This window comes from Streptomyces sp. NBC_00647, assembly GCF_045207245.1.
GTDB lineage: Bacteria > Actinomycetota > Actinomycetes > Streptomycetales > Streptomycetaceae > Streptomyces.
In genome coordinates this window covers 10,626,702-10,638,521 of the sequence record NZ_CP109040.1, presented here as the reverse complement: position 1 = coordinate 10,638,521, position 11,820 = coordinate 10,626,702, and the positions used below count along the sequence as shown (strand labels likewise).

Sequence of the window (11,820 nt, the reverse complement as noted above, 5' to 3'; positions counted from 1 at the left end):
CCCTGGGCGCGCCAGCGGGCCTCGCTGACAGGATCACCGCATGCTCATCACACCTCGCCCCGGCGCAGACCGGAGAAACATCCGGCAGACCCTCAGCGGCGTCCACACCGCGGCGAAGAACCTGCAGCGGCCGTACGACAGCGCCTTCGAGGGGCTGCTGACGTATCTGGAGTGGGCTACGGAGTCCGCGCGGATGCTGCGCTCCCAGATCAGCAACCGGGACCTGGACCAGCTTGTGTTCACCGACCGCTACCAGGCGCTGCTGGGCAGCTGCGGCACGCTCGCCGGGACCGCACAGCAGCGCCTCGTGAACGGCCTGGTGCAACTTGAGGTCACCGAACGGATCGAGGCGTTCGAGGCGGCCGTGGACGCGCTGGATACGCAGATCGGCCGGTGGAGCCAGCGCGAGGTGTTCGTCGTGGCCGACTCCAGCTTCTACATCCAGAACGAGGTCAAGCTGGCCGACGTCGACCTGCACGAGGTACTCGACGTGCCGCGCTGGCAGTTCGTGCGCCTACTGTTCCCGATCGTCGTGGTCGACGAGCTGGACGACCTCAAGGACGCCAGCAAGCATCGGGCCCGCTGGCGTGCCGCCCACACACTCGGCCTCCTCGACGGGGTCCTCAACGGCCACACCCACGGGGTCCTGCATGAGGGTGAGCACACCGTTTCGGACGGCGAGACGCGCGGCAGGGTCAACGTGGAGATCGTCCTCGATCCCCCCGGCCACGCGCGCCTGGACCGCCCCGATGTCGAGATCATCGACCGGACAGTGGCCATCCAGGGCCTGGCCGGTGGCCGCGACGTTCGACTGCTGACGTGCGATACGAGCCAGCACACCCGCGGCCGGGCCGCCGGACTGCAGGTGACCAAGGTGGCGACGAAGGACCCCGGGGACGAGCCGGACTGGTCGGCCCCGGACAGGGCTGGCACGGGCGTACGCGCACAACGGCGCGCCCGGCAGGCCGAGGCCAAGACTCCGACGGCCAGTTGAGGATCGAGCACCCAGGGAGCCGCCGGGCGGCTCGCTCCGTACGATGCGGGAGGTTGAGCCTCGGCCCCGTGCCCTTCCGTCCTTGCTTCTGACAGATTCCGCGAACCGCTCCCCCGCCGGGTCCGTATCGGCCCCTTTTGGGGCCTGGCGCAGTACTCCGGTGCTGGGGCAGTCCAGTCGACAGGCGCAGTTCCGTCCCAAAGCGAGGGACCGGACTGCTGCGGCGCAGGGTGAGCGCGACGAGGGGCGAATTCGATCTTGCACAATGCCGCGCGGCGGCAGAACAAACGGCACACGGCCCGCCCTGGCCGCGATCGGCGCAGGGTGCCCGCGCAGGACGAACCTTCGCTATGGCGTAGCGAGCCCCACCAGCGAGCGAACAAACTTTCGGGGCGCATGCATTTATGCATATGCGCCTGACGCGCTTCGACGCTTCGGCACCACTCTCTTCAGCGATTACACCGCTACGCGGGAACCGGAGACTGTGGAGGTGCATCCATTTGCATACACGGAAGAAAGGGTGCATTCAGCGTGCCAGAACCAGATCCGTCGGCAAGAAGCAAAAAAGTGAAGCCATGGGGCGTGGCAGTACTCAGCGCCATCTCAGTGGGCCTGCCGACTATTCCCGCATTCGCAGAGAATACTGTGGGTCCTTTTTATGTAGCAACATGTGCCGCATGTGCGGGGGCAGCTTCATTTCTCACGCTACGTACCAGTAAGTCGAAGTCGGAGATTGAGCGGTCGGCGGTTTTCGAGGCCGCAATGGGGCCTCTGTCCAAGAGGATCGGAAAAATTTTGGAGAAGCCTCAAGAATTCGAACAGGAGCGGGATGGTGCGCTGACGCGCCTGGTCGAGGCAGCAGGTGAGATCGCGCATCCGCGCGCACTGAGTGCCCTGTACTGGCTGTCCGAGGACGGCACCAGTCTCGAGCTGGGTATCGTCAACCAGCCGGCCAAGGACGCGGGAATGCCGGATTCCTTCGGGAATACCAACAAGGGTCGGTTCCTGCTGACCATCGCGCAGTCCACCGGAGAGGCAGCCGGGGACACCGTCAGCGGACGCTACGTACAGGATTATGCGAAGGATCCCGACCACCGACGCATCTACATGACGGACGACTGCAAAACAGCATTGTTCAAACCCGTCCGCACCGGATCCACCTCACATGGCCTTCTGGTGCTACAGGCACAGAAGAGCGGACACATTCCCCACGGCCTCGAAGATGACGAACGCCTCAATTCGATCGTGAACTTGATCGGATTTATGCGGCAGCTCCAGGCTCCAGTAACTCCTCGAAGGAATGTTCCAGACCAGCCCGGAGATCCCGTGGTGCAAACGTAAAACGTTACTCCTGCCTAGCCGGGATCCGGGCGCGTTTGCCACTACACGGTAGCGGACACACCTACTCTATGTAGAAATGTCCAGGCTTCAATTGCACAGCACTCGGGGGTCTCATGAATCAGGTCAGGAATACTACGGTCCGGTTCGGCACTGGCTGGGTAGAAGGAGACGTGGCGAGCGCCGACTACTTCGCTCGTGCCCGGAGGGAGGCTGCCCAGCGTGCCCTGGGAGGCCAACTCCTGCGCAAATTCGGCGAGTCGCTCGGCCGACTCCTGACCCGGGCCCGCCACCGCTCCGGATAGCAGCCGTCACGAAACGGCCAACGCACCGCGAAGGGCGTGCTGGCTTCGGTTGGGGCAAACCGTGCGAGGTCGCTCCAACCGAAGGCCCGCAAGAGCGGGTCAGGAGTAGTCGCCGCGCCCGGCCCGGCGCAGGATGTCGCGTTCCCGGCCGGTCTGGGTGTCGAGTGAGTCCTCGTGGTCGATGACGATGGTGTCGCCGGCCGGTCGGGCTCGTACCTGGGCTCCGTAGGCGTCGGTCGCCTTCACCAGGAGGGCGTCCTGGTGGGCGGCGGGCCAGCTTTGGATCAGGTAGGACTCCACGATGTCGTCGGTGGTGTCGTCGACAGCCGTGTCCCTGCCGAGCGCGTGGACTCGTAGTCGGTACCGGCCCGGGCCCTGAGACGCCAGAGAAGGCAGATCAGCGAGGTCTTCCATCATGGGTGTGACCAGCACTTCCCCGGAGGGGGAATGGCATGGCATCTCAGCGATCTCTTCCCAGCCCGCAATGGGGCCGGGCTGCTGGGAGTACAACTCGACCGTGACACGGACGTTGCCGGTATGGATCCCGGTTGCCACCTCGATGGCGCCGCCGACAGCGGATACGAGCCCGTTCTGGGTTGCGTCGAGGTCGTCGGCCACGGGCCCTTGCGGGTCCGTGATCTGGAAGAGGTGGTACTCAGCGCGTACCAGGGCTGTCGCTCGGGCCGGCTCATCGTTCACGGGGTCTTGTCTTCCGGTCTCGTCCGCCTGGGGTCTACCTGATCCATACCAGGAACCGGTCTCCGTCGAGGACGCGGCTGTAGGTGTAGAAGCCGTTGAGCGCCCTGCCCGCATCCGTGTTCTGCGTGGCGTTGATCATCCGGCGGCTGAACGGGCCGCCGCTGTACCGGGCGCCCTGCCACGTGCTGGCGAAGGGATACTCGTCGCACGCAGACCATCACCCGCGGTGGCGGTCGCGCACCAGGGCGGACGCGGAACTCTGAGCCGTGAGCCCGTCCAACTCACCATCCAGAAGCTTCCGCTGGTCTCCGCTGCCTACCGACTACCAGACCCCCGGCGCCTCACAGCCTAAAAGCACACAGACAAGAGGCCGCGCGGAGCACAGTCCCTCCCCCCCGTTACCGTCTTCGTGGTTCCGCAATGGGGCCTCCGGCCTTCGGGTCCGGCATGACTTCCCCCTCCTGTTGTTGATGATCTGGGGGGTGGTGCACCGGGTCTGGAGGCATCGACGGACCGCTGATGAGGGGCTTGAGCACCGGCTTCACCCGAGCCGGATGAGCTCTCCGTAACGTGGATGTGGCAGCTCGGTGCCCTGGCAAGGCCGGACGAAAGCATGATGGAGGGGCCCTGCACGTGATCGACACCGGCAACATCGACGTCTTCCTCGGCCTGGACGTCGGCAAGGGCGAACACCACGCCACCGCCGTCACCCCGGCCGGGAAGAAAGCGTTCGACAAGCGCCTGCCCAATACCGAACCCAAGCTCCGCGAACTGTTCGCCAAACTCCAGGCCAAGCACGGAACGGTGCTGGTCGTGGTCGACCAGCCGGCCTCGATCGGCGCCTTACCACTGGCAGTCGCGAGGGACATGGGCTGCCCGGTCGCCTACCTGCCCGGCCTGACGATGCGGAGGATCGCCGACCTCTACCCGGGCGAGGCGAAGACCGACGCGAGGGATGCGTTCATCATCGCCGACGCGGCCCGCGCAATGCCCCACACACTGCGGGTGATCGACGGGGAGGACGAGACGATCGCCGAGCTGGAGATGATCGTCGGCTTCGACGACGACCTGGCCGGCGAGGCCACCAGGGTCGCGAACCGGCTGCACGGCCTGCTGACCCAGATCCATCCCTCGCTGGAACGGGTCCTGGGACCGCGGTTGCAACACCCGGCCGTCCTCACGCTGCTGGAACGGTTCGGGTCACCGGCCCAGATACGCAAGGCGGGCCGTCGGCGACTGGTCACGCTGCTGCGGCCGAAGGCCCCGCGGATGGCCGAGCGGCTGGTCGAGGAGATCTTCGCCGCCCTGGACGAGCAGACCGTGACCGTTCCGGGGACCGAGGCGGCCGCGCTGATCGTCCCAAGCCTCGCGACTTCGCTGACGGCCGTGCTTGACCAACGGAAGCTGCTGGCAGGGCGGATCGAGGAACTCCTGGCGGACCACCCTCTTTCCAAGGTCCTGACGTCGATGCCGGGGATCGGCGTCAGGACCGGAGCCCGCATCCTGATCGAGGTCGGCGACGGCAGCACCTTCCCGACCGCCGGCCACCTCGCCGCCTACGCCGGACTCGCCCCCACGACCCGCAGCTCGGGCTCCTCGATCCGCGGAGAACAGCCCTCCCGGAGAGGAAACAAACAGCTCAAACGGGCTTTCTTCCTCTCCGCGTTCGCCGCTCTGGGCGATCCGACATCGCGGGCCTACTACGACAAGAAGATCGCCCAGGGCAGGGCAAGCACCACACCCAGGCCCTGCTCTGCCTCGCCAGACGCCGGGCCGACGTCCTCTTCGCCATGCTCCGCGACGGGACCTTCTACGAGCCCCCAGCTGCGGCCGGGTGAGAGTCCAACCCCTCGATCAGTCCTCCGGCCGAAGCCGCTGACGAGCGGCCTCAAGCCGCTGCTCATAGTCAGGCGCGAACAGCTCAGGAAGCGCCTTGTCCAGTGTTCCGGCGATCCGATGGATCGGCGCCCAGACCGCCGGATCGTCGACAACACGGCTGAGGTCCGTCATCTGGAGCCTCTCCAGCCAGTGCGACAACACCACTGCCTCGTCACTCGTGAGCTTGATCGTGACCTGGCTATCACTCATGCACACCCCTACGGCTCAGCCCGCCCTCGACCGCACGAACCTACTGGCCTTGGACCTTGACCAAACACATAGGGGCACCCCCCCGCCCCCGCAGACCGCAGACCGCAGACCGCAGACCGCAGACCGCAGACCGCAGACCGCAGAATGGCGCAGCACCACCCCGACCCCGCGCCGCGAAGAGGGAGCAGGGCGCGCACCAAGGCCACAGCCGCTGCGCACGGCGCGCGGACGCAGCAGCGAGCGCGGGAGCCAGACGGGTTTCAGCTGCGCGAACCAGTCACGGGTTGACACACTGCTGACCTGGCAGGGACACCATGTCCGAAACGGGCTTCTTTCAGTTGACGGGGGTGGAGGGGTGGCAGAGATCGGATTGGCAGCAGCGATTGAGGAACTGCGGCAGGAGCTGTACACCGCGCAGGACGCCGCTGCGGGACAGCAGTTCGCCTTTGAGATCGAGGAGGCACAGCTCGAGCTGCTGCTGGAGCTGCGTCAGGAGCGCCGCGGCGAGGGGAAGCTGACGTTCGGAGTGGCCACCGTCGGCGCCGGCGGGACGACGGCCGCGGCGCGCACGCACAAGCTGACCCTACGGCTGAAAGTCAGGGACCGCGCCACCGGCGGCAGACACGCCGAGGTCGACGGGCAGGAGAACGGGTCCTGGGAGGAGGACTGAGATGGACCCGCGTCGACTCGCCGACATCCGCGCCGGTGACGCCCGGCAGCGCCGTACCCGCGGATCCGGATACTTGATCGGTCCGCGGTTAGTGCTGACCGCACGGCACGTTGTCGTCAAAAGGAAGACCGGCAGGAGCTGGACGAGGATCGCCGTCCGCGTCGGCCATCCCGATGCCCACCACGGCCCGATCGCGCAGCGCCGGGCTACCGTGTGCTGGACCCATCCCGACGGCGAGGACGTCGCACTCCTGGAGCTGGACAAGCCTGTCCAAGTGCCGGGGAGGGTCCGCTGGGGCCGTCCCGTGGGGACCACGGCCCTCCCCTACACCGGCCTCGGGTTTCCCTTACACACCGCGGGCGCCGACGGGGCGCGGGGCATCGAGCAGTTGCGCGGCATGCTGCCGCCGCTGGCCAGCGGCGGCCCTGGCGGAGGGCTCTACGTCCTGGACCAGGAGGCGGCGCCACGGCTGCGCAGCGACGGCCTGCGTGCGTGGGGCGGTGTATCCGGGGCCGCTGTCTTCTGCCAGGACCTGCTGGTCGGCGTGGCCATATGGGACGACGAGGAGCACGAAAACCGCCGTCTGCACGCGATACCGGCCCACGTCTTCGCCACCGAACCCGCCTTCACCGCGCACGTCACGACACCCGGCGGACCCGTACCGGAACTGACACCTGTCGACGCCCAACCACTGCCAGACGAACCTCTCGAGCTGCGGATCGACGCGATCGACCCGTTGACCGACCTGGACGTGCACCAACCGATCGACATACAAGGGAGCTGGTGGAGCCCGAGCCTGCCCAAACTGCCTATCTATGTTGAACGGCCCCACGACGCCAAGCTGCGGCAGATAACGAAGGCAGCAGCGGATGGGAAAAGCCGTCTGCTGGTATTGGTAGGCGGATCGTCAACTGGCAAAACTCGTGCCTGCTGGGAAGCGATTCAAGCCCTGCCGGACCACTGGCGGCTGTGGCTCTACGAGCCCAGCCCCTCCGAAGCCGCGCTCGAAACCCTGGACCGTATCCGACCGCACACCGTGGTGTGGCTGGACGAAATCCAGCGGCACCTCATCACCCCTGGGAGCCCAGACGGCGAAGACCGTGCTGCTGGCCTGCGTAATCTCCTCAATGCCCCTGGCCGAGCCCCCGTCCTCATCCTCGGCACCGTCTGGCCCAAGAACTGGGACCGCCTGACCACGCAGCCCGCCGACGGCGCTGAAGACCCCCACTCCGCAGCACGGATGCTCCTCACCGGCCACGACCTCATCGTCCCGGAGACCTTCACCGACGTTGACCTGGCCAACCTGGAGACGGCAACCGAGCATGATCCGAGACTCGCCTACGCCGCAGAGCACGCGGAGCAGGGCCACATCACTCAATTCCTCGCCGGGGCCCCAGCCCTCCTTGAGTGCTACCACACCGCTCGGCACGAAGTGCGGGCACTCATTGAAGCAGCTATGGATGCCCGCCTTGTCGGTCACAGCCCCGCTCTACCCGTGAGCCTTCTGGAAACTGCCGCCGAGGGATACCTCACCGAAATCCAATGGGATCTGCTCCCGGAAGACTGGCTTCGAACGGCCCTGCACGAGACGGGGCGCCCCATTCACGGGATCCGTGGACCCCTCAGTCCAATCCGTTCTCGCCGCGGTCGCCCTAGTTACGACGAGCCCCACTACCTCTTGTCTGATGTCCTCGAGCAGCACGCACTGACCACCAGACAACACAGACGAGTCCCTGAGTCCGTATGGCAAGCACTGGTCGACCACGCTCAACCAAACGACCAGTACCGCATGGCGACCGAGCTCCACATGCGAATGAGGCACCACGATGCCTGGCTCCTGTGCGCTGCAGCGGCAGAGGCCGGTATCGCGCCCCCGCTAATGGCGGCACACATGGCGCGGGACGCGCGCCTGACTGACGAGGCCCTCGTCTGGTACGAGCGCGCCGCCGACGCCGGAGACACCGACGCACTGTGGGAGGCAGCCCACGTACTCGAAGTCCGGGGCCGAAGCAGCGAAGCACTCGTCTGGTACGAGCGCGCCGCCGAAGACACAATTCCCCCACAACCGGTTGTGCACGTGATCGACGAGCGGCACTTCGCAGTCGTCAATCCAAGTCCGATGCTGATGGCGAGAGCTGAAGCGTTGCAGCGCGTGGGCCTGGTCGACGAGGCCCTCGTCTGGTACGAGCGCGCCGCCGACGCCGGAGACACCGACGCACTGTGGGAGGCCACATTGATGATGTGGGCCGCGGGCCGTACCGAGCAAGCCCTGACTCTGTATCAGCATGCCGTCGAATCCGGCGATCTTGACCTCTGGTCGCGAGCCAAGATGCTGCGCGACGCAGGCATGATCGACCAAGCGCGGGAGCTGTACCAGCACGCCGCCGACTCCGGCGACAATCGTGACGTCTGGTCGCGAGCCGCGATGCTGCGAGACGCAGGCATGATCGATCAGGCACTCGACTGGTACCGGCGCGCCGCCGACTCCGGCGAGACGCTCGCCCTGTGGGACGCCGCCGCGATGCTGCGGAACGCTGGCCTGATCGATCAGGCACTCGACTGGTACCGGCGCGCCGCCGACAAGGGCGACTCCAGCGCCTTGCTCGCGGCAGCCAACATGATGCGGAAAGCAGGTCTAACCAGCGATGCTCAAGCCTTACAGCAGCAGGCTGCCGAGCGTGGCTGCATATTGCCGGCGCGCCGCCGAGTACGGCGAGTGGAAGGTAAGCATCGGCCGTACCGAGCTCCGGATGCCGAGGAGGAGTGAAGAATTCAAACAACGTCTCTGGCGAACCGGTAGCGGTCGGTGGCCGCCATGGTGAGCGTCTCGCCTTCCAGCGTCCACGTGAGAGCGCGGAGCGCTCGGCCGGATGGCCGCGGAGCGGGCGTCCGGCACGCAGCAAGCGGCGAGGCCTGCGAAGCGGGTCCGCCCCGGGCCTTCGGCGACCGCCACGCCGTGGCCCGCCTCCGTCAAGAAGGTGCTGTGCCCTGCTCCGTCACCCGCGCCGGTGACAGGACGGTCGGGACATTGACCGCGGAGCGGATAGGCTCCGGGATCCGCGAAGCGAGCGGCAGTTGGCGGATCGTCACGGGCCCCGCGGCACGGACTTCAGACTGAACGCATGGACAACTGGGACGGTTCCGATCCGCCGGACTGGCAGCTGTACGCCGTTGGCTGACTGGGCTGCTCTCTCAAGATGCGTCCCTTAGCTTGTTCTTTATCTAGCAGTGTCGAAATGCGCCTCGAACTAGGTCGCTCACCTGGGCATTTGCCAGACATGGCAACAGCCTTCGCTTGATCCTTTGCTCCGTCACAGAGATACGGGATCAACCGAAGGCTGTTGTCATGAGTCTGCTGCATCGCCGTGTTCGGCGGGAAGCGTTCGTGGAAGCGTCATGCTTCCGGGCCGACTTCTACGAGTGTTTGACCGCGCGGGGCGATGAACTGTTCGAACTGACCGACGCGGTGCTGTGTGTCGATGGGCCGGTCCTCTCGCCGGTGGACCTGACGCTGGTGCCTGAGCATCGCCGTGGGCACGGAGCGATGTACGGAGCCCTCAACCGCGGCCGCATCGATGTTGAGCGGCTGCGAACTGTGCTGGCCGGGCTGCGGTTACCCCGGTTCGAAGCGAGGCGTCTGGTGCTGGCGGTCGATGTGTCGCCCTGGCTGCGGTCGGACGCGCCATGCTCGGCGGAGAGGCTGTTCTGCCACGTCTATGGGCGGGCCAAGTCGGCGTCACAGTTCATCCCGGGCTGGCCGTACTCCTTCGTCGCCGTCCTGGAACCCGGGGCCACGTCATGGACCGCGATCCTGGACGTGGTCCGGCTCGGCCCCGCCGATGATGCGACCGCAGTCACCGCCGCCCAGCTGAGAGCCGTGGTCGAGCGGCTCGTCGCGGCAGGCCAGTGGCAGACCGGAGACCCGGACATCACGATCGTCATGGACGCCGGCTACGACGTCACCCGTCTGGCCTGGGTGCTGCGGGACCTGCCCGTCGAGCTGGTCGGCCGGATCCGCAGTGACCGGGTGATGCGCCTGCCGAAACCGCCCCGTGTCTATGCCCCCAGGGGCGGGCGCCCGCCCAAGCACGGGCCCGAATTCCGCTTCGCCCAGCCCGAGACCTGGCCCGAACCGGCCGTCGTGACGGCCACCGACACCATCAACTACGGCAAGGCGGAGGCCCAGGCCTGGGATCGGGTCCACCCACGGCTGACTCACCGTTCGGCCTGGCTGGAGCACGACGGTGAACTCCCCGTCGTTGAGGGCACCCTGGTCCGCCTCAAGGTCGAGCACCTCTCCAAGGACCGCCAGGCTCCGCCGGTGTGGTTGTGGTCCTCGAAGACAGGCGCCGTCCCGCAGGACGTGGACTTGTGGTGGCAGGTGTTCCTCAGGAGATTCGATCTGGAGCACACATTCAGGTTCGGAAAGCAGACACTCGGCTGGACCACCCCGAAGATCCGTACTCCCCAAGCCGCGGACCGCTGGACCTGGCTCCTGGTCGTCGCCCACACCCAGCTCCGCCTCGCCCGGCCCCTCGCCATCGAACTTCGCCGGCCCTGGGAAAAACCGGCCAAGCCCGAACACCTCACCCCAGCCCGGGTCCGCCGGGGGTTCAGGAACATCCGCGCACGCCTGCACTGCCCCGCCCAGGTTCCTCAACCAACCGGAACCGGACCCGAACGCCCTCCCGGCTCGAAAAACCGGCGGCCCGCCACCCGCTACGACGTCGGCAAGACCGCCAAACGTCCCGAGACCCTCAAGGCCATCGGCAAACCTGGAAGATCTTGGTAGATAAAGAACAAGATTAGAAGCTGTTGTCTTTCCGGGCTTGAGGACGGCGCTTTCGCTGGTCGGGCATAGGGTGGACGATCCTGTGGGAGTGGTGGTCTGTCGTGTCGCCGCTGCTGTGGGAGGTCATGGATGCCGTCGGTCGTGGGGCTGCTGGAACAGCGCGAGCTCGTCGCTCGCCGTCGCGTGGACGAGCTGCGGGAGCATCCCGCACCGTCGCTGTCAGCCCTTGCCGCCGGCCTCCGACCAGAGGCCTTCACCACCCTCCCCTGGCGGCACGGCTCACGAGGGGAGTTACGCTCCCGCTTTGGCGCCGTGCGTGTCCGGCCCGCCGGCAAAGCAGTCGAGCGTCCGATCCGGAACGCTGCCTCAGCCGAACAGGGCTGGTGGGACGGGATGCTGCCCGATTGCTGGCTGCTGATTGAGTGGCCCACCGAATCGCAGGCGCCTACCGATTACTGGCTGTCCAACCTGCCCGCAGACACTCCGATCGCCAACCTGGTCCGTCTGGCCAAGGTCCGCTGGCGAATCGAGCACGATTATCGCGAACTCAAACACGGCCTGGGCCTGGACCACTTCGAAGGCCGTTCCTGGATCGGCTGGCACCACCACGTCACCCTCGTGACCGCCGCCCACGCCTTCCTCACCGAACAACGCCTGGCCCCAAAAGTGCCCGCACCGGTACCACCCTCTACCAAGTCCTCGACACCCTCCAGGACGTCCTGAGGTGCTGGACCTGTATCTGCGCCACCTGCCACCAACGCTTGCCCAGCAGGACACACCTGACATGCAGACACTCCTACTCACACTTCAAGATCGCTTCGGTTCGTACGGGCTCCAAATCGTCCACGCCACGGGAGTCACCTCGCAGTGACGTTGGTCCGCTCGACGGGTCGGACGATCGATTCGGACGCGGTCGAGCACGGAGTGAACCGGG

The 11,820-nt window shown here is 66.5% G+C and carries 8 protein-coding genes and 3 pseudogenes; 8 read left to right on the top strand and 3 right to left on the bottom strand.

Translation table 11 applies throughout. The features are described 5' to 3' along the window. Positions 1–40: 40 nt before the first annotated feature. The 3 genes from OG788_RS46855 to OG788_RS46845 all read left to right on the top strand — a co-directional run bounded on the left by OG788_RS46855 (position 41) and on the right by OG788_RS46845 (position 2,637). Entirely contained in the window at positions 41–994 is a 954-nt protein-coding gene (locus OG788_RS46855) for a PIN domain-containing protein (protein ID WP_406368224.1), read from the top strand. Between the two features lie 531 nt (positions 995–1,525). Then, complete coding sequence (locus OG788_RS46850) at positions 1,526–2,335, top strand: hypothetical protein (RefSeq protein ID WP_406368226.1); 810 nt, start codon at positions 1,526–1,528, stop codon at positions 2,333–2,335. Positions 2,336–2,505: 170 nt separating this feature from the next. Continuing rightward, positions 2,506–2,637, top strand: a complete 132-nt coding sequence (locus tag OG788_RS46845) for a hypothetical protein (RefSeq protein ID WP_406368227.1) — start codon at positions 2,506–2,508, stop codon at positions 2,635–2,637. Positions 2,638–2,736: 99 nt separating this feature from the next. On the opposite strand, the gene OG788_RS46840 is transcribed toward OG788_RS46845, so the two are convergent. Both OG788_RS46840 and OG788_RS46835 read right to left on the bottom strand, forming a co-directional pair. Further along, complete coding sequence (locus OG788_RS46840) at positions 2,737–3,336, bottom strand: hypothetical protein (RefSeq protein ID WP_406368229.1); 600 nt, start codon at positions 3,334–3,336, stop codon at positions 2,737–2,739. Between the two features lie 34 nt (positions 3,337–3,370). Continuing rightward, positions 3,371–3,487, bottom strand: a pseudogene (locus OG788_RS46835) (hypothetical protein); the annotation flags it as partial. A gap of 482 nt (positions 3,488–3,969) precedes the next feature. Between OG788_RS46835 and OG788_RS46830 the strand changes: the two are divergent. Next, positions 3,970–5,174: pseudogene (locus tag OG788_RS46830) on the top strand (IS110 family transposase). A 16-nt stretch (positions 5,175–5,190) separates the two neighbouring features. Here the strand turns inward: OG788_RS46830 and OG788_RS46825 are convergent. Then, positions 5,191–5,424, bottom strand: a complete 234-nt coding sequence (locus OG788_RS46825) for a hypothetical protein (protein WP_406368230.1) — start codon at positions 5,422–5,424, stop codon at positions 5,191–5,193. A gap of 355 nt (positions 5,425–5,779) precedes the next feature. Here OG788_RS46825 and OG788_RS46820 point away from each other — a divergent pair, with 355 nt between their 5' ends. From OG788_RS46820 to OG788_RS46805, 4 genes and pseudogenes are all read left to right on the top strand, one after another. Beyond that, positions 5,780–6,094 (top strand): trypco2 family protein, encoded by a 315-nt coding sequence (locus OG788_RS46820; RefSeq protein ID WP_406368232.1) that lies wholly within the window; start codon positions 5,780–5,782, stop codon positions 6,092–6,094. A gap of 1 nt (position 6,095) precedes the next feature. Further along, positions 6,096–8,861 carry a trypsin-like serine protease gene (locus tag OG788_RS46815; protein ID WP_406368233.1) on the top strand — a complete coding sequence of 922 codons (2,766 nt, stop codon included), beginning with the start codon at positions 6,096–6,098 and terminating at the stop codon, positions 8,859–8,861. Positions 8,862–9,440: 579 nt separating this feature from the next. Beyond that, a complete protein-coding gene (locus tag OG788_RS46810) occupies positions 9,441–10,886 on the top strand; it encodes an NF041680 family putative transposase (protein WP_406368235.1) in 1,446 nt (481 codons plus the stop codon). A 174-nt stretch (positions 10,887–11,060) separates the two neighbouring features. Beyond that, positions 11,061–11,609, top strand: a pseudogene (locus OG788_RS46805) (transposase); the annotation flags it as partial. Positions 11,610–11,820: the final 211 nt, after the last annotated feature.

Coding starts and splice junctions, on each gene's coding strand:
- OG788_RS46810 (WP_406368235.1), top strand. CDS start 9,441: ATGAGTCTGCTGCATCGCCGTGTTCGGCGGGAAGCGTTCGTGGAAGCG.
- OG788_RS46825 (WP_406368230.1), bottom strand. CDS start 5,424: ATGAGTGATAGCCAGGTCACGATCAAGCTCACGAGTGACGAGGCAGTG.
- OG788_RS46855 (WP_406368224.1), top strand. CDS start 41: ATGCTCATCACACCTCGCCCCGGCGCAGACCGGAGAAACATCCGGCAG.
- OG788_RS46815 (WP_406368233.1), top strand. CDS start 6,096: ATGGACCCGCGTCGACTCGCCGACATCCGCGCCGGTGACGCCCGGCAG.